The sequence below is a fragment of the Streptomyces sp. NPDC001732 genome (assembly GCF_053596315.1).
In genome coordinates, this window is sequence record NZ_JBSFFY010000017.1 from 101959 (window position 1) to 122169 (window position 20211).

The 20211-nt window shown below is 72.7% G+C and carries 15 protein-coding genes; 4 read left to right on the forward strand and 11 right to left on the reverse strand.

The genetic code is table 11. The features are described from left to right. Positions 1–11: 11 nt before the first annotated feature. Together ACWCXX_RS19015 and ACWCXX_RS19020 are read right to left on the reverse strand one after the other, a co-directional pair. Positions 12–752 carry an HNH endonuclease family protein gene (locus ACWCXX_RS19015; RefSeq protein ID WP_451128600.1) on the reverse strand — a complete coding sequence of 247 codons (741 nt, stop codon included), beginning with the start codon at positions 750–752 and terminating at the stop codon, positions 12–14. A gap of 145 nt (positions 753–897) precedes the next feature. Then, positions 898–1764: an SCO6745 family protein gene (locus ACWCXX_RS19020; protein WP_451128602.1), complete on the reverse strand. Its 867-nt coding sequence runs from the start codon at positions 1762–1764 to the stop codon at positions 898–900. Positions 1765–1869: 105 nt separating this feature from the next. On the opposite strand from ACWCXX_RS19020, the gene ACWCXX_RS19025 reads away from it, so the two are divergent. After that, positions 1870–2442 carry a TetR/AcrR family transcriptional regulator gene (locus ACWCXX_RS19025; protein WP_451128604.1) on the forward strand — a complete coding sequence of 191 codons (573 nt, stop codon included), beginning with the start codon at positions 1870–1872 and terminating at the stop codon, positions 2440–2442. A 220-nt stretch (positions 2443–2662) separates the two neighbouring features. Further along, the gene (locus tag ACWCXX_RS19030; protein WP_451128606.1) at positions 2663–4102 is read left to right on the forward strand and encodes an ATP-binding protein; all 1440 of its coding nucleotides are present in this window, start codon (positions 2663–2665) and stop codon (positions 4100–4102) included. A 143-nt stretch (positions 4103–4245) separates the two neighbouring features. Here ACWCXX_RS19030 and mfd read toward each other — a convergent pair whose 3' ends face one another. Next, positions 4246–7779 carry a transcription-repair coupling factor gene (mfd, locus tag ACWCXX_RS19035; RefSeq protein WP_451128608.1) on the reverse strand — a complete coding sequence of 1178 codons (3534 nt, stop codon included), beginning with the start codon at positions 7777–7779 and terminating at the stop codon, positions 4246–4248. 547 nt (positions 7780–8326) lie between these two features. Here mfd and ACWCXX_RS19040 point away from each other — a divergent pair. After that, positions 8327–9325 carry a helix-turn-helix transcriptional regulator gene (locus ACWCXX_RS19040; RefSeq protein ID WP_451128610.1) on the forward strand — a complete coding sequence of 333 codons (999 nt, stop codon included), beginning with the start codon at positions 8327–8329 and terminating at the stop codon, positions 9323–9325. A gap of 59 nt (positions 9326–9384) precedes the next feature. On the opposite strand, the gene ACWCXX_RS19045 is transcribed toward ACWCXX_RS19040, so the two are convergent. Both ACWCXX_RS19045 and ACWCXX_RS19050 read right to left on the reverse strand, forming a co-directional pair. Then, positions 9385–9678, reverse strand: a complete 294-nt coding sequence (locus tag ACWCXX_RS19045; RefSeq protein ID WP_451128612.1) for a hypothetical protein — start codon at positions 9676–9678, stop codon at positions 9385–9387. Further along, the gene (locus ACWCXX_RS19050) at positions 9675–11024 is read right to left on the reverse strand and encodes an amidohydrolase (RefSeq protein ID WP_451128614.1); all 1350 of its coding nucleotides are present in this window, start codon (positions 11022–11024) and stop codon (positions 9675–9677) included. Before ACWCXX_RS19050 ends, ACWCXX_RS19045 begins: the two co-directional genes overlap by 4 nt. Positions 11025–11238: 214 nt before the next feature. On the opposite strand from ACWCXX_RS19050, the gene ACWCXX_RS19055 reads away from it, so the two are divergent. Continuing rightward, complete coding sequence (locus ACWCXX_RS19055; protein WP_073790073.1) at positions 11239–11415, forward strand: thiazolylpeptide-type bacteriocin; 177 nt, start codon at positions 11239–11241, stop codon at positions 11413–11415. 98 nt (positions 11416–11513) lie between these two features. Here the strand turns inward: ACWCXX_RS19055 and ACWCXX_RS19060 are convergent, their stop codons facing one another. Genes ACWCXX_RS19060 through ACWCXX_RS19085 form a run of 6 tightly spaced genes read right to left on the reverse strand, consistent with a single transcriptional unit; the run spans position 11514 to position 20189 of the window. Then, positions 11514–13481 carry a TOMM precursor leader peptide-binding protein gene (locus ACWCXX_RS19060; protein ID WP_451128616.1) on the reverse strand — a complete coding sequence of 656 codons (1968 nt, stop codon included), beginning with the start codon at positions 13479–13481 and terminating at the stop codon, positions 11514–11516. Beyond that, positions 13478–14233, reverse strand: a complete 756-nt coding sequence (locus tag ACWCXX_RS19065) for an ABC transporter permease (protein ID WP_451128618.1) — start codon at positions 14231–14233, stop codon at positions 13478–13480. Before ACWCXX_RS19065 ends, ACWCXX_RS19060 begins: the two co-directional genes overlap by 4 nt. A 44-nt stretch (positions 14234–14277) precedes the next feature. Beyond that, positions 14278–15237, reverse strand: coding sequence for an ABC transporter ATP-binding protein (locus ACWCXX_RS19070; protein WP_451128620.1), 960 nt, complete (start codon positions 15235–15237; stop codon positions 14278–14280). 22 nt (positions 15238–15259) lie between these two features. Further along, positions 15260–16390, reverse strand: a complete 1131-nt coding sequence (locus tag ACWCXX_RS19075) for a M50 family metallopeptidase (RefSeq protein WP_451128622.1) — start codon at positions 16388–16390, stop codon at positions 15260–15262. Then, positions 16387–17445, reverse strand: a complete 1059-nt coding sequence (locus ACWCXX_RS19080) for a lantibiotic dehydratase C-terminal domain-containing protein (protein WP_451128624.1) — start codon at positions 17443–17445, stop codon at positions 16387–16389. The genes ACWCXX_RS19075 and ACWCXX_RS19080 overlap by 4 nt, the downstream gene beginning before the upstream one ends. Next, on the reverse strand, positions 17442–20189 hold the full coding sequence (locus ACWCXX_RS19085; protein ID WP_451128626.1) for a lantibiotic dehydratase: 2748 nt from the start codon (positions 20187–20189) through the stop codon (positions 17442–17444). Before ACWCXX_RS19085 ends, ACWCXX_RS19080 begins: the two co-directional genes overlap by 4 nt. Positions 20190–20211: the final 22 nt, after the last annotated feature.

Below are 20211 nucleotides of genomic sequence, written 5' to 3' on the forward strand. Positions count from 1 at the left end.
ATCCATCCGGCTCAGCCGCCGCACTGCTCCAGCATCGTCTTCTTGTCGGCGGCGGTGACGGGCAGTTCGTACTTCAGCGAGACCTGCGCGAACCGCACCGCGTAGGAACAGCGGATCGGCTTGTACGGCGGCAGCCAGGACGCCGGGCCCGAGTCCCGCTTGGCGCTGTTGGCCGGGCCGTCCACCGGGAGGAGGTTGAGCGGGTCGTTGGCGATCCGCTGCCGCTTGTCCCGGTCCCAGCGCGAGGCCCCCATCTGCCAGTCGTACGAGAGCGGCATGACGTGGTCGATCTGGATCCTGGTGGGCCGCTGCTTGCTCCAGTCGATGGTCGAGCCGGTGTACGGGTCCTTGAGGGTCATCGACACGACCACGCAGTCCGAACCGGAGCGGAGCTTCACGTCTTCGCCGTCCCTGGCGAGGAGGTCGTTGCGGGTGTCGCAGCCGTTCCTGGCGAGCGGCACCCCGTCGATCGAGTCCTTCCACGCGTAGCCGAACTCCTCCCGCGCGTACCCGGTCTTCGGCCCCCGCCCCTTCGTCGCCACCTTCTCGATGATCTTCCGGCCGGCCGCCCGGTCCGCCTCGGACGTGAGCGGCGCGAGCCCCGGCTTCGTGCCGTCGGGGTTGTTCAGCGGACTGGCCCCGAACCCGCCGACGACCCGGCCCTCCTCCTCGGAGGAGGACGATTCGAAACTACAGCCGGCCAGAGCCAGCGCCGCTGCCACGCCGAGGGCGGGCAGGGTCACTCGGTACATGCGGGGAGCTATCACGTGAAGCCGTCCTGACGGGGAGAAAGCAGAATCCTGAAATCGTACGAATGCCTTCCCCGCCCGCGAACATTTCATGAGCACGCCACGCGCAGGATGCGGCCGGAATCACACCGTCCGGCCTTCCGGCCGCTCATACCCTCCCGATGCCCAGAGTTGTCTCGGAAGGCAGCAGTCCGGAACCGATCGCCGCCACCCAGAGCGGCCCCAGCAGTTCGACGAGCCGTTCCCGCTCCCCCTCGCCGAGCGCCCGCCACGGGGCCGCGGCCACCTCGTCCGTGCGCCGCTCGACCTCGGCGCGCAACGCCCGCCCCGCTCCGGTCGCCATGCCGTCCTCGCCCAGGAGCCCGCGGTCCACCAGCCGCTGCCGGGCGGCCCGCCACTCCGTGTCGTTCCACCCCCGGCTCGCGAACACCTCCGGGCGCGCCGCACCGACGGCGGCGAAGGAGACCAGCGACTCGACCGGGTCGAGCTCCGCCCCGACGAGCGCCGCGAGATGGCCGTCGCCACGGTGCTCGCGCAGGACCGTCGCCGCCCACCAGAGCGCGAGGTGCGGTTCGTCCGGCGGGGGCAGGGCGGCGTTGGCCGCGGCGAGCGGCCGACCGGCGGTGTCGGCCGCCTCCGCGACGCGCCGCACGAGCGCGGCGGCCTCGCCCGGCTCCGGGCCTGCGACCGCGTCCCCCAGCAGCTTCCGGTACGTGCGGTCGACCGCCCGCGTCCGGGCCGCGAGCACCGCGCCGGGAGAGGCGACGGACCAGATGGCGGGCACGTACTCGCCGACCATCGCCGGGCTGAAGCTGTAGAACGTCTCGGCCACCCGCCCCGCGTCGGCCTCCCCGAGCGGGGCGGCGCGCCAGGCGAAGTAGCCCGGCCACCGCTCGTCGGTGCGATGCCCGAGCGCGGCGACTTCCTCTACGGCCTCCGGCGCGTAATACAGCACGGCGTGCAGGGGTTCCAGCAGGTGCCACATCTGTCGCACCCGGCCCAGTTCCTCGGACATGTCTCCGCCCTCCACGACGCCACTCATCTTGTCGCTGACTAGATGCTCAGAGTGTCGCCCCTCCCGGAACTTGTCAACGACAAGATTCCGCGTAATCTGCTGCACATGACCAGCGAGCGCGCCTACCACCACGGCGACCTGCGACGAGCCGTCCTCGCCGCCGCACTCGACGTCATCCGCACCGAGGGACCGGGCGCGCTGAGCCTGCGCGACCTGGCACGCCGGGCCGGCGTCTCCCACGCGGCCCCCGCCCATCACTTCAAGGACCGCACGGGCCTGCTCACCGCCATCGCCACCGAGGGCTACGTCCTCTTCGCCGACGAGCTGGCCGACGCCCCGGACCTGAAGGAGCGGGGCGTGCGGTACGTACGGTTCGCCGCCGAACACCCGGCGCACTTCCACGTGATGTTCCGGCCGGACCTCTACCGCACCGACGACCCCGAACTGCTCACGGCGAAGGACCGGGCCTCGGCCGAGCTGCGCGCGGGCGTCACCGAACTCCCCTCCACCGGACACGGCGACGACGCCCGGCTGGCGGGCGTGGCCGCCTGGTCACTGGCCCACGGCTTCGCCACGCTGCTGCTCAGCGGCAACCTGGAGGGGGCGGTGGGCACACAGGACCCCGAGGCGGTCTTCCGCTCCCTCGCGGAGCTGTTGTTCGCGCCGGAAAGTTCCTGAACACATCAGCGGGACCGAAGAAGCGGGGGGTACGGGATGAGTTTCCGGCTGGCGGCGTACGCCGTGTGCATCGAGGGCGGGCGAGTTGGGGGCTCCGCCCACTTTGCCGCGAACTCCCACAGAAGCCCCGCCCACGAGGACTACATAACGTACATCCACGTATGTTACATCGATGTACGATTAGCCCACGCATGCTTCATCGAGGTCCGGAAGGCAGACCATGGGCTTCTACGGCCGTCAACGCACGCTCGCCGATCTGGAACGCCGCACACTGCGCATCCGGGAGTCCGGAACGGGACAACTGCTCGCCGTACGCGGCCGTCGGCAGGTGGGAAAGTCCCGGCTCTTCACACACTTCGTCGAGCAGTCGGGGCTGCCCTACCTCTACTTCTCCGCAGTGAAGAACGCACCGCCGGCCACCCAGCTCCAGACCCTCACAGCCGAGCTGCGTACCTCGACGACCCCACTCGCCGATGCCGACTCCCTCTTCTCCGCTGCCCCCGGCGACTGGCGGGACGCGCTGGGCAGGATCGCCGTCGCATGCCGCAGCACCCCCTCCGTCGTCGTCATCGACGAGTTTCCCTGGGCCGCCGCGGCGGATCCGACCCTGGAGGGGCAGCTCCAGAACGCCTGGGACCGCCAGTTGGAGAACACCCCCGTTCTCTTTGTGCTGATCGGCTCCGACGTCGGAATGATGGAGCGGCTGACCGAGCACGACAGGCCTCTCCACGGGCGGGCCCGGAACCTCACTGTCGCCCCCTTCGACCCCGCCGAATGCGCCGAGGCCCTGGGCAGCGAAGGGGACCCGCCGGCCGCTTTCGACACCGCGCTCATCACCGGGGGTTACCCGCGCCTCGTGCTGGACCGCGCACGCGCGCGCAGCACGCGGGCGTTCGTGCACGAACAACTCGGTGACGAGAACAGCGACCTGGCCGTGATGGGACAACGCTCCCTCGACGCCGAATTCCCCGACGCACAGCAGGCGCGGCGCGTCCTGTCCGCGATGGGGGGTGCCGACATCGGAGTCAGCACCTTCACTCAAGTCGTCGGAAGGCTTCCCGAGGAAGGAAGCACCGCGCACACAGCGGTCACCAGGGCCATAAAGGTGCTCACCGACAAGGGAGTGGTCAGCGTCGACGTGCCGGTGGGCGCGCCCGCGAACAGCAAACTGCGGCGCTACCGCATCGACGACCCGTACCTGCGCTTCTGGTTCCGCTTCGTCGAGGAACAGCAGGCCCACATCGCCCGTGGCCGAGCGGACATCGCCCGTACCGCCTTCGACCGGGGCTGGCCGAGCTGGCGGGGCCGCGCCGTCGAACCGCTCGTCCAGGAGGCGGTGTACCGACTCGGCCCGGAGCTGCCGGGGTTGGAGGACGCCGGGCGGGTGGGAAGCTGGTGGAACCGTGACAACAGCCAGGAGTACGACATCGTCGTGCCCGCCGCCTCGGGGAAGCGCATGCTCCTCCTCGGCTCGGTCAAGTGGCATGAGACCAAGCGTTTCAGCGACCGCGACCTCTCCCGCCTCGCCGAGGCCCGATCCGCCGTACCGGGCGCGTCGGCGGCCCCTCTGCTGGCTGTGTGCCCGGCAGGGGTCGATGACGGCGTGCACCCGGATCTGGCTCTCGCTCCCGCGGATCTGCTGGCCGCCTGGCGCGCATGAGGGGCTCCTCCTCCGAGGTGACGCAGCCACGTGAGGAACCGGCAGGGCCGGAGGTCCGTGACAGCGGGCCCGGACGGCCGGTGGTCCGTTCCCCCGGCCCCGCCACATGTGCGGTGGGGCCGGGGGAACGGGGCGTTCCGGGGTCAGGACCCCAGGATCGTCGTCAGGAACTCCCCCGTCCACGCCAGCAGTTCGCGGCCCACCACCGGTTTGCCGCCGATTCGGCCGGTGGTGGGGCGGGGGACGAGGATCTGGTGGGTGGCCGGCTTGATGACCGTCTTGGGGTGGAGGCGCTTGAGGCGCAGTTCCTGCGATTCGCGCAGCTCGACCGGGGCGAACCGGATGTTCGGGCCCTGGAGGACGATTTCGCCGACGCCGCAGGCGCGGGCCAGCATGCGCAGGCCCGCGACCAGGAGGAGGTTCTCGACGGGTTCGGGGAGCTTGCCGTAGCGGTCGGTGAGTTCCTCGCGGACGGCCCTGATGTCGTCCTCCGTGTTGGCGGAGGCGATGGCGCGGTACGCCTGGAGGCGCAGCCGCTCGCCCGGGGCGTAGTCGTGGGGGACGTGGGCGTCGACCGGGAGCTCGATCTTGACCTCCAGCGGCGGTTCCTCCTCGACGCCGCCTTCGAGGGAGGCCCGGTAGTCGGCGACCGCCTCGCCCACCATGCGGACGTACAGGTCGAAGCCGACGCCCGCGATGTGTCCGGACTGTTCGCCGCCCAGGAGGTTTCCGGCGCCGCGGATCTCCAGGTCCTTCATCGCCACGTACATGCCCGCGCCCATCTCGGTGTGCTGGGCGATCGTGGCCAGGCGTTCGTGGGCGGTCTCGGTGAGCGGCTTCTCCGGGGGGTAGAGGAAGTACGCGTAGCCGCGCTCGCGGCCCCGGCCCACCCGGCCGCGCAGCTGGTGGAGCTGGGAGAGGCCGAAGTTGTCGCCGCGCTCCACGATCAGGGTGTTGGCGTTGGAGATGTCGATGCCGGACTCGACGATCGTCGTGGAGACCAGGACGTCGAACTTCTTCTCCCAGAAGTCCACCACCACCTGTTCCAGGGCCTGTTCGGACATCTGGCCGTGGGCCGTCGCGATACGGGCCTCCGGGACGATCTCGCGCAGCCGGGCGGCGGCGCGATCGATCGACTCGACGCGGTTGTGGATGTAGAACGCCTGGCCCTCGCGGAGCAGTTCGCGGCGGATGGCCGCGCCGATCTGCTTCTCCTCGTACGGGCCGACGAAGGTGAGGACCGGGTGGCGCTCCTCGGGCGGCGTGGTGATCGTCGACATCTCGCGGATGCCCGTCACGGCCATTTCGAGCGTACGGGGGATGGGCGTCGCGGACATGGTGAGGACGTCCACGTTGGCGCGGAGCTTCTTCAGCTGCTCCTTGTGCTCGACGCCGAAGCGCTGTTCCTCGTCGACGATGACCAGGCCGAGGTCCTTGAACCTCGTCTCGGAGGAGAAGAGGCGGTGGGTGCCGATGACCAGGTCGACGGAGCCCTCGCGGAGCCCTTCGAGGGTGGCCTTGGACTCGGTCTCGGACTGGAAGCGGCTCAGCGCCCTTACGTTGACCGGGAATTGGGAGTAGCGCTCGGTGAACGTGCCGTAGTGCTGCTGGACCAGGAGGGTGGTGGGCACGAGGACGGCGACCTGCTTGCCGTCCTGGACCGCCTTGAACGCCGCCCGCACCGCGATCTCCGTCTTGCCGTAGCCGACGTCGCCGCAGATCAGCCGGTCCATCGGGACGGACTTCTCCATGTCCTCCTTGACCTCGGCGATGGTGGAGAGCTGGTCGGGCGTCTCCGCGTACGGGAAGGCGTCCTCCAGTTCGCGCTGCCAGGGGGTGTCGGGGCCGAAGGTGTGGCCGGGAGCCGCCATCCGGGCCGAGTACAGCTTGATCAGGTCGGCGGCGATCTCCTTGACGGCCTTCTTGGCGCGCGCCTTGGTCTTCGTCCAGTCGGCGCCGCCGAGCCGGTGCAGGGTGGGCGCCTCGCCGCCGACGTACTTGGTGACCTGCTCCAGCTGGTCGGTCGGGATGTACAGGCGGTCGCCGGGCTGGCCGCGCTTGGCGGGGGCGTACTCGACGAGGAGGTACTCGCGGGTGGCGCCCTGCACGGTGCGCTGCACCATCTCGATGTAGCGGCCCACCCCGTGCTGTTCGTGGACGATGTAGTCGCCGGTCTCCAGCGTCAGCGGGTCGATCGTCTTGCGGCGGCGGGCCGGCATCCGGCCCAGGTCCTTGGTGGCGGTGCGCTGCCCGGTGAGGTCCGTCTCGGTCAGGACGGCGAGCCGGAGCCCCGGGTCGACGAAGCCGTGGTCGATCGCGCCGCAGGAGACGTGGACGACGGACGGGGAGACCTCCGCCAGGTCCGGGTCGAGGCGGGCGGCGACGCCCTCGCCGCCCAGCACCTCGACGGTGCGGGAGGCGAGGCCGTGGCCCTCGGTGACGTACACCGTGCGCCAGCCGTCGGCGATCCAGCCCTTGGTGTCGGCGAACGCGCGGGCGGTGTCGCCGCGGTACGCCTCCGGGGCGTGCATGCCGAGCGTGAGCGTGTCGTCCTCCTCGTCCGCGGCGTCGGCGGCGAACGGGGAGACCGACCACCACATCATCCCCAGCTCGCGGGCCCGGTCCCGGACGTCCGCGATGCCCCACAGGCTCGCCGCGCCGACGTCGATGGGCGCCTCGCCGCCGCCCGCGGTCGCCGCCCAGGACGCCTGGAGGAACTCCTGGCTGGTGGCGACCAGGTCGGCCGCCCGGGTGCGGACCCGCTCCGGGTCGCAGACCAGCGCCATCGAGCCCTTCGGCAACACGTCGAGCAGCAGTTCCATGTCGTCGACCAGGACCGGGGCGAGGGACTCCATGCCCTCCACCGCGATCCCCTCGGCGATCTTGCCGAGCAGTTCGCCCAGCTCGGGGTGGCGCTCGGCCAGGGCGGCGGCCCGCTCGCGCACCTCGTCGGTGAGCAGCAGCTCGCGGCAGGGCGGGGCCCACAGCCCGTGTTCGGCGATCTCCAGCGACCGCTGGTCGGCGATCTTGAAGTAGCGGATCTCCTCGACGTCGTCGCCCCAGAACTCCACCCGCAGGGGGTGTTCCTCGGTCGGCGGGAAGACGTCCAGGATGCCGCCGCGCACGGCGAACTCGCCGCGCTTCTCGACCAGTTCGACCCTGGCGTACGCCGCGGCCGAGAGCGCCTCGACCGTCCTGCCGAGGTCGGCGGCCTGCCCGATGCGCAACGACACGGGCTCCAGGTCGCCGAGCCCCTCGACCTGCGGCTGGAGCACGGAGCGGACGGGGGCGACGACGACGGAGACCGGCCCCGTCTCCGGGTCGTCCTCCCTGGGGTGCGCCAGGCGTCGCAGCACGGCGAGGCGGCGGCCCACGGTGTCCGAGCGGGGCGAGAGCCGTTCGTGCGGCAGGGTCTCCCAGGACGGGAACTCCGCGACCGTGTCCGGCGGCAGCAGGGTGCGCAGCGCGGCGGCCAGGTCCTCGGCCTCCCGGCCGGTCGCGGTGACGGCGAGCACGGTCCGCCCGGTCTCGCGGGCCAGGGCGGCGACGGCGAAGGGCCGGGCGGCGGGCGGGCCGACGAGGTCCACGTGCATCCGGTGGCCGTCGTCGGCGGCCTTCACCGCTTCGGAGAGTGCCGGGTCACGTACGACGACATCCAGCAGGCCGTGCAGACTCATGAAGGGCTTCCGTCCGGGTAACGAGGGCGGGTCCCGGCAGCCGGCTGCTGCCAGGGCCGCGTGGAGGGGCAACGCGAAGGGCCCGACACGTCTCACGGGCCGGGGGAACCCAGCGTACGACGCCGGTGTGACAGCCGCGTGCGCAATCGGCCGGGACCCGGAGGGCGGTCGGCCCGGATCCGGCGGGCGACGGGGCGTCGGCGGCGGGGGGCGGCCCCGTGCGCGATGCCCTCCGGACGCCGCCGGACCGCCGTCCGGAATGCCCTTCGGGTCCCCTCCGGATGCCCTCCGGATGCCCTCCGGAATGCTGTCCGGAATTGTCCTCCGGATACCGTCCGCCGCGCGTCCGGGCCCGCTCGTCGTGGGCCACACACCGTTCGTCTCCACCTCCCACACAGTTGCCTCCGGGATCCTCACAGAAGCGGCCCCAGCGTCTACGCTTTGGCCGAAGATTCCACAGCCAGTGAGCAGAGCAGCCGTCGACCAGCACCCGCGGGCGATCCCCGGAGGTGTACGGCCATGCACGGATCAGTCAGCGGGGGCGCGTGTGGGCGACAACGAGATGTCCGTGTTCGGGGTCTCGGAGACCGAGGAAGAGCTCTACCGGCATTTCCTGCGCAACCCCGGTACCGCCACCGACGACCTGCATCTCCTGCTGCACACCGGCCCGGAGGCCGCCCGTGCGTGCGTCGACCGTCTCCAGGAGCTGGGGCTGATCCATCCGGAGGGCCCCGACCAGCGCATTTTCCCGACCGATCCGGAAGTCGCCCTGACCCGGCTGACCGATCTGCGGCTGCACGCCCTGCACCAGGAGCTCCAGCGCGTCACCTGTTCCCGGCACGTCATCGACGGTCTACGCGCGGAGCAGGGGGCGCGACGCCCCTCTCCGCCGGGCATCGAGCAGCTGGAGGGGCTCGAGCGGATCCGGAACCGGATCGACGATCTCGCCTTCTTCGCCCGGGACGAGATCCTCTCCGTGGAGCCGTACACGAAGCTGTCGCCGGAGAACATCGCCCGTTCGCGCCCGCTGGACCTGCGGTGCCTGGCACGCGGTGTGCGCATCCGGAACGTCGTCGCCCGTGCCGCGTTGCAGGATGCGGCAACCGCCGCATATCTGCGTGAGCTGGTCGAGCACGGGGCCTCGATCCGGGTGACGGCGCACACCGCGGAGCGGCTGCTGGTGTACGACCGCAAGGCCGCGCTGGTCCCGCTGGACCCGCACGACACCTCGCGCGGCGCGCTGCTCGCCCACCGCAGCGGGCTGGTCTCCAACATCATCGCCCTCTTCGAGAAGATCTGGGACCAGGCGGAGGACCTGTCGAAGACGGACGCCGAGGACGCCGGGACGGGCGACACGTGCCTGTCGGACACGGAACGCCGGGTGCTGGTGTCCATGTGCACCGTGGGCAAGGACGAGGCGGGTGCCCGGGAGCTGGGCCTGTCGGTACGGACCTACCGGCGGTACGTCGCCGACCTGATGCAGAAGCTCGGCGCGGCGAGCCGGGCCCAGGCGGCCCTGCTGGCCCGGGAACGCGGCTGGATCTGACCGCGGGACGGGCCGCGGCGGGCCCGGACGCCTCCCCCGCCCCGTCCCCGTCCCCGTCCTCATCGTTCCTCCGTCCAGCCCTCCAGCGCCCGGTCGGCGAGGGCGCCGGAGACGGCGCGGTGGACCGTCGGCCGGTCCACGCTGCGGGTCAGGTCGATGCGGAGGGCGATCCGGTCGGAGCCCACGGAACTCGGGGTGCAGGCCCAGTGGGCGGGGAGCAGGCTCAACAGGCGTACGACGGTGGTCTCGCCGGTCGGTGCGGTGCTGTCCCGGCGGACGGTGACCACGTCGACATGGCCCGCGGGGCACCCCGCCCCCGGGCCGTGGACGGTCTCCCGGTCGAAACGGTTCATGGCGCGTTCCTCTCCGGGTTCGGCCCGTCGTCCCGCACGCGGTCCAGCACCTGCCGGGCGGCCGAGGCCATCGCCGCGATCCCGGTCGGCAGCGCGGTGCGCACGTCCGGGGCGAACTCCGGCGCGTGGTTGGGCGGTACGGGCGGTCCGCCCGCGCGGGCGGCGCGCCACTGCCGTACCCCGGTCGTGCCGAGCAGCCAGTACACCGTGGCCACGGCCGGGGCTTCGGTCGGGGAGCCGAACGGAGCGTCGGCAGGGACGCCGGACGCGGCGCCGAACCACGAGAAGTCCTCGGTGGCCGTGAGGAGGCCGCAGTCCGTCACCCGTTCCGGGCCGAACAGCGCCTCGTGCGCCCGGCGTACCGCCGCGGTGGCGGCGGCGTCGGTGCGCAGGGCGGGCGAGCGCGCGGTGACGGCGAGGTCCGGTTCCCGCGGGCAGCCGGACGCCGCGCTCTCGGCCGCCACGATCCGTCGCACCGCGGCCGTCATCCGGTCGAGCGCCTGCTCGGACGACGCCCGCATGCACAGGGACAGTTCGGCCGTCTCCGGGATCACGTTGCCGCGCTCCCCGGCCCGCAGCATCCCGACGCCCAGCACCGCCTGTTCGGCCGGGGCGGTCTCCCGCGAGACGACGGACTGGAGCCGCAGGACGGTGGCCGCCGCCGCCAGCACCGGGTCGACGGCGAGATGCGGGGTGCCCGCGTGGCCGCCCCGCCCGTACAGGGTGACGTCCACCGCCGCACCGGCCGCCATCAAGGGGGTACGGAAGTCCGCGGCGTGCGCGAGGGTGCCGGCGGGGGCGGGCGAGGTGTGCTGGGCGAGGGCCGCGTCCGGGGTGCCGAACCGCTCGTACAGCCCGTCCGCCAGCATCTCCCGCGCCCCGTTCAGGGTCTCCTCGGCGGGCTGGCCCACGACCAGGACGGTGCCGCTCCACTCCGTGCGCGTGCGGGAGAGCTCGTCCACCGCCCCGGCGACCGCGGCGAGATGGAGGTCGTGGCCGCAGGCGTGCATCGCGCCGGGCACGGTGCTCGCGTAGGCGAGGCCGGTGCGTTCGGTGACCGGCAGTGCGTCGAGTTCGGTGCGCAGCAGCACGGTCGGGCCGGGTCCGTTGCGCAGGACGCCCACGACTCCGTGGCCGCCGCCGACCTTCCGGGTGACCGCGCAGCCGCTCGCCTCCAGCCGGGCGGCGAACAGGCCGGCGGTGCGTGCCTCCGCCCCGGAGAGCTCCGGGTGGGCGTGCACGTCGAGGTACAGCTCGATCGCGGGGCGCAGGACCGTTCGCGAAACGGGCGGGGACGGTACCGGTGGCGGGGGTTCGGGTGGAGCGGAATTCTCCTTTGTGTTCATGCCATCTCACCTCGTTCCGCTGGGGCGGTCTGGGTCCTGTCATGAGCCTGCGCCGGGCCGGTTTCAGAAGTTCGGCGTTCCGCTGTCACGGGGTGCCAGCGATCTGACAGCGAAAGCGCGGCCGATCTGACAGCGGCCCCCGCTGCAATGGCAGCACCGCAGGGGAACAGCGCCGGAGCGGCCGGCCGATCCCCGTGAGCCAAGGGAGAACACCATGGCCCCGAAGACCGAGCTCGCCACCCTCGCCGACGAGATCCTGGAGCTGGAGTCGGAGACCTTCGAGATCTCGGACTACTCGGACGCGGCGGAGGTCGTGCTCGCCGGTTCGACGTCCTGCTCCTCGACGTCGACCTGCTCCAGCACCACCAGCACCACCTCCTGCTGCGCCTGATCCGGTCGCACACGCGGGTACGCGGGCCCTCTTCGCGCCGACGGCGCGGAGGGGGCCCGCGGGCGTCCCGGGAAGGGGCGCGGGGGCCGCGGCGGCCCTCACGGGAAGGGGTGCGGGACGCGCTTGACCGCGGACTCCGGGAGGTCGTCCGCCCTCCGTCCCGAGGTGCGCAGGGCGGTGCGCAGCCGGGGCATCAGCAGGGCCCGCTGCCGGGTCCAGCCGAAGTCCAGCGGCAGCAGGCCGGGGGCGAGGGCGGCGACGGTGTGCAGGCCCATCCGGCGCTGCTCGGGGGTGGTCTGGTCGACCGCGATGACGTCGTGCCCGGCGGCGGCGATCCGGCCGACCAGCAGGTTCAGGTCGTCCCGCAGGTCCCCGGTGCGGGGGCGCAGCGGTTCCCAGTCGGCGAAGGTGTCGGCCGGGGAGCGGACGGCGACGGGGTTCAGGTACTCCTTCGCGTGCTCGGCCATCGCGGGCAGGCCGTGCAGCTGGGCGTGGTCCTTCAGCTGCCGCACGAGGGTGAAGTCCCGTTCCATCGCGACGAGTTCGGCGTGGCGTTCGGCGACCTGGTAGGGCAGGTGCGGGATGTAGGTGAGGACTTCGGACAGGGCGGACTCGACGGTGTCCTCCGGGTCGAACCCGGCCGCGGCGGCGAACGACAGCGTCCCGTGTCCGCCGTCCCCGCGCACCGCGAGGGCCGTGACGACGGGGACGGTCAGGTCCATCCGGGTGTCGAAGGCGTGGACGTCGTAGCCGTGCAGCGCGGCCCGGTCGATCATCGTGCGGACGGCCGGGGAGCAGCAGGCGCCGAGGTCGATCGCGGTGAGGGGGGCGCGGCCGTACCAGGCCAGGAGGAAGGCGTCCCGCTCGACGATCTCCAGCAGCCCGTAGAGGATCGCCTCCTCCAGACTGCCGCCGGTGGCGCAGCCGTTGGAGCATTCGAAGACGAAGTTGTCGGCCTCGACCCCGGCGCTGTAGTGGGCGAGCCGGGCGGGCACCAGGATCGGTCGGTCGTCGCGCAGGGAGTGGCCCCACACCCAGGGGATGGGCCGGTCCGGGTCGAACGGGGAGACCATCGGGTCGCTCGCGTAGGTCTCGGGGGCGTAGAGCCCGCACGCGGCGGGGTCCACGGCGTGGTCGGCCAGTTCGTGGTAGCTGCCCACGACGGGCGAGGTGCCGCGTCTGCGGGTGGTGCCCGCGTACCGTTCCAGGCCCTCCAGGTGGGCGAGGACGCGGCTGGTGTCGTAGCCGTTGGCCTGGCCGCTCCAGGTGACGTCGTTGAGTCCGGCGTAGCCGCGGACGAAGTGGGTGCCGGCGACCGGTGCCGTGGTGGTGGACGTGGGGTTGATCCAGACGTCCGAACCCAGCGCCCCGCAGACCGGGTTGGCGAGGGCCGCGGTCGGCAGGGGGTAGGAGGACAGCGGGCGCAGCCGGTAGCCGTCCGGGTCGGGTTTGGGGGCGGGGCGCAGGACCATGCGGGCCGCGTCGGCGGTGTCGGGGACCTCCTGGACGCAGGCGGGGCACAGGGGTTCGGGCAGCAGCGGGAACGTCGCGGTGGCGAGGGTCACCAGGTCGATCCGGGTGACCCGGGGCAGGGCGCGGTCGGCGGGGGTCGCCTCGGGGGCGTCGTGGCCCCCGCCCAGCGCGGCGCGGTAGGTGGCCCAGACGGCGTCGACCGCGTAGTCCGTGAGGACCGGCCAGTGGGTGGCGCCGTGCGGGGTGCCGCCCCGTTCCAGGGCCTCGCGCTCCGAGCGGCTGCGCAACCGCTGCCAGCGCATGGCCAGGCACTGTCCGCAGGCCGCGGCGTCCGGGGTGCCGCCCCAGGGGCCGATCAGCGCGGCGCGGGAGGTGAGCTGGACGTTGGCGGCGGGGCGGTCGGCGGCGTACGGATCGGGGCGGCCGAAGCCGAGGGTGTCGGCCGCGCCCAGCGGGACGACGAGCGGGGCGGGCAGGGCGGACGGGTCCGCCGAGTGCGCGTGGCGGGCGGTCAGTGCCTGCTGGAGGACGGTGCGGGCGTCCTCCAGCGGGCTCTCGCCGCGCACGGGCGGGGCGGCGGTGGCGGTCGTCATGACTTGTCGCTCCAGCGGAAGGTCTTGAGCGCGATCGCGATCAGGACGAGGGCGAAACCGGCGAGCACCGCGCAGGACAGGCCGATGTCCCCGGCGGTGCCGTCGCCGGTCAGGGCGCCGGATATCCCGTCGTTGAGGTAGCGCAGCGGCAGGACGCGGGAGAGGTTCTGCATCCAGCCCGGCATGGCGTCCAGCGGGAAGAACGAACCGGACAGGAACGCCATGGGGATCATCAGGCAGTTGGCGACGGCGGCGACGGCCTCGGGGGTCTTCGCGTAGCTGCCGACGATGACGCCCAGCGCGAGGAACGCGGTGATGCCGATGACCAGCACGGGCAGGGCGAGCGGCCAGCGGCCGTCCAGTTCCAGGCCGAACGAGGGCAGCAGGGCCACGGCGACGAAGAGCGCGGCCTGCACGGCGCCGATGCCCAGGGCCAGGACGTAGCGGGAGGCGAGGACGGCGGAGACGGGTGTCGGGGTCATCCGGATGAGGCGCAGGATGTCGTCGCGCCGCCACTGCATGAGGACGAACCCGACCCCGAACACGGCCGCGTTGCCGACGCCCCACGACAGGACGCCGGGGGCGATGTAGTTGATGTACGGCTTGCCGCTCTCCTCGACGGTCTGCCCGTGGAAGATCAGTCCGAAGACCACCAGGAAGATGAGCGGGAAGGCGAAGGTGAAGAAGAGGGTGGTCTTGTCGCGCGTGTAGGCCCGGTATCCGGCCTGGCTCAGCGCCGCGTATGCGCTCATCGGGGGTCTCCGTATCGCTGGTGGTGCGGGGGGGGTCGGGGCCGTTACGGCTGCGGGGTGCCGGTGAGCGTCAGGTACACGTCTTCGAGGCTGGCGGTGCGCGTCTGCACGCCCCGGAGTCCGCCCAGGGCGTCGAGGGCGGCCAGCACCCGGCCCGATTCGAGGGTCTCCAGGACGAGCGCGTCCGGTTCCTCGGTGACGCGGTCCACGCCCTCGATCTGCTGGGCGCGGGCGAGGGTCAAGTGGCCCGCGGGGACCACCAGCCGGGTGGTGGGGCCGGCCGCGGCGATCAGGCGGGCGGGGCTGTCGAGGGCGGCGACGGAGCCGTCGACCATGATGGCGACGCGGTCGCAGAGCGCCTCGGCCTCGTCGAGGTGGTGGGTGGTGTAGACGATGGTGCGGCCCTCGCTCTTGAGGTCGCGCAGCACCTGCCACAGGGCCCGGCGGGCCTGCGGGTCGAGGGCCGCGGTCGGTTCGTCCAGGAAGATCAGTTCGGGTTCGTGGACGAGCGCGGAGGCGATGGCGAGCCGCTGGCGCTGACCGCCGGAGAGGTCGTCCACCCGGGTGTCGCCCTGCTCCGTGAGGCCGACGGACTCCAGCGCGCGTTCGGCCGCAGCCCGGTCCGTCCGGTAGAGGGCGGCCATGGTGCGCAGGTGCTCGCGGGCGGTGAGGCGGACGAAGAACGCCGAGGTCTGGGTCTGCACGCCGAGCCGGGGCAGCAGCTCCGGGTTGCGCGGCCAGGGACTGGCGCCGAGGACGGTCACGGTGCCGGAGTCGGCCCTGCGCTGCCCCTCCATGATCTCGACGAGGGTGGTCTTGCCCGCCCCGTTGGGGCCGAGCAGTCCGAAGAACTCGCCGCGCGGCACGGTGAGGGACACCCCGTTCACGGCGTGCGTGTCGCCGTACCGCTTGTGGACGTCCGCCAGGACGACGGCGGTCGGCGGGGGTCCGCCGTCCGGGCCGGTCCCGTTCTCCGGGGACGTGGACGGGGCGGTGGGGGGCATGGCTTCTCCTTGCGGTCGGGGGTCACACGGTCAGCAGATGGCGGGCAGCGGCCACGACGGCGCCGATGATCAGTACGAGCACCAGCACCGAGCCCAGGCCGTAGGCGAGGTAGACGGTGCGGGCGCGGCGCGGGTACGCGGCGGCGGCCGGGTCGCGGCGGACGGCCAGGCGCAGGTACGCGCCGGTCGAGGCGGCCAGGTCGGTGGCCCCGCACAGCTGGCTCACGATCCGGTAGCCGTCCAGCGGCGGGAGGGGGATCAGCATGGCGAACGCCTGCACGCTGCCCAGGAGCAGCAGGGCGCCGAGCGCGTCGTGCGTGGCCTCGTCCAGCGGGGCGAACAGCCACAGGGCGCAGAACGGGAGCAGGAACAGCAGGTTCATCACTGCTCCCGCCAGCGCCGTGTCGACGCGCTGCCGACGGGAGCCCAGGTAGAGGTAGTTGTCGACGGTGCAGTACATGATGATCACGGGCAGCCGCCAGCGCAGACCGATTTCGGCCACCGTGCCGCCGTGGTGCCGGGCGACGACTCCGTGGGCGAGTTCGTGCAGGGCGGTGCTGAACCAGAGCAGGGTGGCGATGCCGACCAGCAGCACCGGATTGGCGAACGAATCCCGGGCGGCCACGAGGAGTTCGCCGGTGCTCAGGACGACGGTCGTCTCCATCGCGACCACCAGGGCCAGCAGCGGCACCAGCAGGCCGGGAACCAGCAGGAAGCCGACCGCCCGGTGCAGCCGGGCGGTGGTGGCGTCCGCGTCGGCGACCAGCCGGATGCTGCCGCGCAGCAGCCCGCGGCCGGGCGGCGCGGCGGGCGCGGGCTCCGGTGCCGCGGGGGGTGCCGCCGCCGGGGCCCCGGCCAGCAGGCCGCGGGTACCGAGCATGCGCAGGATCTGCTGCCAGCGGGCGCCGTCCAGCCTGCGCCCGTACTCCCGCGCGTACTCCTCGCCGATCTCCCGCAGGCTGCGCTCCCCGTCCATCCGGGCGATGAGGAAGTGTTCCTTGGGGCCGACCTTGAAGGAGCTGCCGCTGTCGGTGTCCTTGATCAGGTGCACCGTCGCGGCGCCGTGCAGCAGCGCCTCGCTGAGCAGGACGCGGGGCCGCAGCGCGGGCCGGTACTCGGCGAGCGCGTCGGCGGCACCGGCACCGGCGCTCACTCCGACTCCCGCAGGGCCCGGCCGAGCACGTGCGAGAGGTACGCCTCGTCCCTGATCGTCACGTGCAGCCGGTTGTTGGTCATGTGCATGTACGGGGAGAGCAGCAGCGGCAGGGAGGCCGCCGGGTCGGTGACCGTCTCGTCGCGCTCGCCGTCCCAGGAGCGGAACGTCAGCTCGCCCTTCAGGGTCAGTTCGACGGCCCGTTCGCGCAGTTCGACGCAGTGCTCGGCCCAGCCGGCGAGGAAGCCGGGCAGCCGGGCCGCACCCTCCTCGCCCGCCACGGCGGCCCTGATCCGGGCGAAGCGGGCGGCCAGGCCGGAGGCCATCGAGGCGTAGTTGCGGTCGTACTCGTCGCTGCCGATGAAGCCGGTGCCGGGGAAGGCCCGGTGCCAGAACTCGTAGTAGCTGTCGAGGTAGTCCGCGAGCTCCTCCCGGTCCGGCAGGAAGGCCGCGGCCATCACCATCATCAGCTGGGCGGAGGTGCCGAGCAGCACGGTCCGCAGATGGAGGTTCTTCGTCCGGAAAGCGTCGATGACGAGGTCGCTGGAGTGCCGGAAGTGCCATTCGGCGAGCTCGATCCCGGCCGGGCCGCCGTACTTGCCGTACTCCGGTTCGTACGGTTCCGCGCTGCGCGAGTTGTTGGGGCGCAGCCTCATCCGGCCCTGGTCGTCCGTGTAGTGGCTGCGTTCGGCGCCGGGGAACTCGATGTCGAACAGGGTGTTGTAGAAGTCGTTGAGGAACCCGGAGTCGACCTCGTACAGCGCGGGCCGTTCGGCCAGGAACGTGTCGAGGGCCGCCTCGGTGCGGCGTCGGACCTCCGCCTCCGCCTCGGGGGCGGACGGTTTGATCCGCAGCCGCACATGGGGGCCTTCGAGCCAGTAGTTGATGAAGAAGTAGCCCGCGAGCAGGCCGTCCGCCTCCAGTTCCGCGACCAGGGGGCGGATGCAGTGGGTGAGCATCGGCCGGGGGTTGGCGGCGTAGAAGACGTGGGTGGCCTGCCAGGCTCCCGCCCGGCTGGTCCGCCCGGCTTCCGGGGCGAGGGGGGCTGCGGTCATGACTGCTCTCTCCTTCGGGCGGGGACGGTCTCCACCGCGAGTTCGGCGACGTGGTGGCCCCGGCCGGAGACAGCGTGCAGCGCGTCCTCGTCGGGCAGCATCTCCCGGAACACGACCCGGGCCCCGGCGGTCCTGATCAGTGCCTCGAACGCGGCCAGGGAGAGCGGGCTGTCGAAGTCGACGTAGCCCGGCTTGGCCCCGGTCGCCCCGCGCGCCCCGCTGTCGGCGACGGTGGCGAAGACCCGGTCCGGCAGGCCGTGGGCGCGGCGGAAGGCGTGCCAGCCCAGGAACCATTCGTCGTCCCCGGTGCCGGGTCCGCGCAGCGGCAGCACGGCGGCGGGCGCGCTCCAGCTGCGCCGGGCGAGGACCACGCTGCCGTGCCGCACCCGCGGTCTGTGGGTGACCCCGCCCTCCGCCGCGCCCTCGGGCACCCCGCCCCACACATTGAGCGGGGACATGGAGGTCGGCGAGAGCAGCAGCAGGGTGCGGGGCAGTTCGGGCAGGGCGAGCGGGACGAGGTAGCCCAGGTAGACGGGCACCACCTCCTTGCCCAGCCGGGTGGAGCGCAGGACGAGCCGGTCGGCGTCCCGGTCGTGGACGAGGTGGAGGTCGTCCAGGTGGATGCGGTGGTCGGCGGGCAGGGTGCCGCGTTCGCCGGGGCAGACGATCTCGTACTCGGTGAGCCGGCCGTGCAGGTTGAGGTTGCTGGTGACGGGCCCGCCGGTGACCTCGGCGAGGACGGCGCCCTCGGGCACGAGCCGGGCGGTGTCGTCGAGGAGCTGTCCGTCGAGACCGTCGAAGAGGTGCGTGAACCTGCTGAACGGGAAGGAGACCCCGCCGTAGGAGCGGTTGAGGACGAGCAGCGGGTCGGCGGGCCGGTCCACGATCTGCACATGGTGCGCGAGCGGGGTGAACTGTGCCTCCAGCGAGGTCAGTTCACCGGCGACCTCGTCGAGGACCTCGGCGTCGATCCGGATCTCGTCGCCGCCCCCGCCCGTCCGGTTCCCGCCCGCCTTCTCCCAGTCGGCCCACAGGGCCCGCATCCGGTCCACGAAGGTCTGCCGGGCCGTGTCGAGGGCCTTGAGCTGGGGCAGGGAGAGCCAGTTCTCCTCCGGTACGTAGTTGCCGTCCGCGTCGAACGCGGTGCGCTTGGCGGTGAACGACATGTACTGGTCGAAGAAGTCCTCGTGGAAGTCGTGGACCAGCTTCAGCAGGTCGTCGCAGCGCCCGCCCTGCCCGTACCGGGCGAGGAAGAACCCCTTGAACGTGACGCGCTGCGGGAGCGTCAGGTCGAAGGCGGGCAGTACGCGTTCCACCGCGCCGAGCGGCCCGGCCGCCAGCCGCTCCCAGGCCGGGGCGGACAGTTCGGTGCGCCGCCCGGCCGCCACGTCCTCGTACAGCAGGGTCTGCGGTATCCGGGCCCGGTCCGTGCCGAGTTCCTCCTCCTGGACGGTGCGCAGTGCGGTGCGCAACTCGTCCATCAGCGACCGGCGTTCGGCCGGGGTCGCGGTGGCGAACCGTTCGACGCAGGACGCCGGGGCGTCGAGCCGGCCGGCCAGCCGGTCCGCCCAGGGCCGGTCCAGGCCGCGCAGCGAGGTCTGGAAGGCGCGCAGCGGGTCGGTGTCGTGGACCTCGGTCCGCAGGCAGGGGACCTGGACCATGCCGAGGTCGAGGAGGGCCCGCAGGTAGTGGGCGCACTCCTCCTCGTCGGCGTCCTGGTCCGCGGCGAGCCAGGCGGCCAGTTCCCCGTGGCGCAGGGTGCCGCGCTCCTCGAACAGGCCGAGGAGGCGTTCCAGGGTGCCGCTGCGGCGCAGGAAGAACAGCCGGTCCTTCACGGCGTCGAAGGTGACGGCGGTGTCCTCGTCGCCCTGGGTGACCCAGCGGCGCACGTAGCGGACCCGGTCGTCGTCGCGGTTCCAGCCGGAGGCCGGGGCGACCGGCAGGTCGGCGCGGCGGACCGGGTCCGCGATCACCGCCTCCGCGAGGCGGCCGACGGCGGCGACGTTGAGCCGCAGCAGCCCCGCCCAGTCGTCCTCGACCCGGACCCCGAGCCCGCCTTCCCCGTCGCCCTCGGCGCCCCCGGCGCTTTCGGCGAAGGTGCCGGGGACGACCCCGGTGAACGTGGAGAACGGGCTGGTCTTGCACGCCGTGCGGTAGAGGTACGAGAGCAGCGAGCGTTCGATCTTGCGCCGCTTCTTGTCCGGGGGCGTGTCGGCCGTGTCGCCCGCGTACGCGTCGAGTTGGGCGTCCAGCACCGGGGACGCCAGCAGCAGCCCCTTGCGCAGCCGTTCCTCGCCCGCCAGGGCGCGCAGCGCGGCGCGGGCGCGCCGGGTCTCGTCGGCGAGCAGGGCCGCACCGGCCGCCCGGTGCTCCGCCAGGCGGCGCCGGCCGGTCAGCCAGTCCGCGAGCGCCGCGCCGGCCTCCTCGTCGAGCCCGCGCACCAGGGCGAGGGACCGGTCGGCGGAGGCGGGCGACGGCAGCCTGTTGTTGAAGACGTCCCGGCGCAGCCCCAGGAGCGTGCGGCGCAGCGCCTCGTCCTCGGTGCCGCCGACGAGGCCGTGGATCAGGTCGCCGAGCCGTTCACCGTCGGCCCGCGACCGCTCGGTGGCGTGCAGCACCTCGTCGGCCCAGCGGCGGCTGTCCGGGCAGCGCAGTGCCCGGACGCTCTCGACCGGCAGCCCGGCGACCCGCAGCATGAAGCGGGAGCGGGTGGTGGTGGCGGTGGGTGGGTGGTCCGGCGTCATGCGGGGTCTCCCCTTCTCGTTC

What these genes read in the sequence shown, in the direction of transcription:
- ACWCXX_RS19070 (WP_451128620.1), bottom strand. Translation starts at nt 15,237, where the DNA reads ATGCCCCCCACCGCCCCGTCCACGTCCCCGGAGAACGGGACCGGCCCG.
- ACWCXX_RS19025 (WP_451128604.1), top strand. Translation starts at nt 1,870, where the DNA reads ATGACCAGCGAGCGCGCCTACCACCACGGCGACCTGCGACGAGCCGTC.
- ACWCXX_RS19045 (WP_451128612.1), bottom strand. Translation starts at nt 9,678, where the DNA reads ATGAACCGTTTCGACCGGGAGACCGTCCACGGCCCGGGGGCGGGGTGC.
- ACWCXX_RS19065 (WP_451128618.1), bottom strand. Translation starts at nt 14,233, where the DNA reads ATGAGCGCATACGCGGCGCTGAGCCAGGCCGGATACCGGGCCTACACG.
- ACWCXX_RS19015 (WP_451128600.1), bottom strand. Translation starts at nt 752, where the DNA reads ATGTACCGAGTGACCCTGCCCGCCCTCGGCGTGGCAGCGGCGCTGGCT.
- ACWCXX_RS19055 (WP_073790073.1), top strand. Translation starts at nt 11,239, where the DNA reads ATGGCCCCGAAGACCGAGCTCGCCACCCTCGCCGACGAGATCCTGGAG.
- mfd (WP_451128608.1), bottom strand. Translation starts at nt 7,779, where the DNA reads ATGAGTCTGCACGGCCTGCTGGATGTCGTCGTACGTGACCCGGCACTC.
- ACWCXX_RS19050 (WP_451128614.1), bottom strand. Translation starts at nt 11,024, where the DNA reads ATGAACACAAAGGAGAATTCCGCTCCACCCGAACCCCCGCCACCGGTA.
- ACWCXX_RS19030 (WP_451128606.1), top strand. Translation starts at nt 2,663, where the DNA reads ATGGGCTTCTACGGCCGTCAACGCACGCTCGCCGATCTGGAACGCCGC.
- ACWCXX_RS19080 (WP_451128624.1), bottom strand. Translation starts at nt 17,445, where the DNA reads ATGACCGCAGCCCCCCTCGCCCCGGAAGCCGGGCGGACCAGCCGGGCG.
- ACWCXX_RS19060 (WP_451128616.1), bottom strand. Translation starts at nt 13,481, where the DNA reads ATGACGACCGCCACCGCCGCCCCGCCCGTGCGCGGCGAGAGCCCGCTG.
- ACWCXX_RS19085 (WP_451128626.1), bottom strand. Translation starts at nt 20,189, where the DNA reads ATGACGCCGGACCACCCACCCACCGCCACCACCACCCGCTCCCGCTTC.
- ACWCXX_RS19020 (WP_451128602.1), bottom strand. Translation starts at nt 1,764, where the DNA reads ATGTCCGAGGAACTGGGCCGGGTGCGACAGATGTGGCACCTGCTGGAA.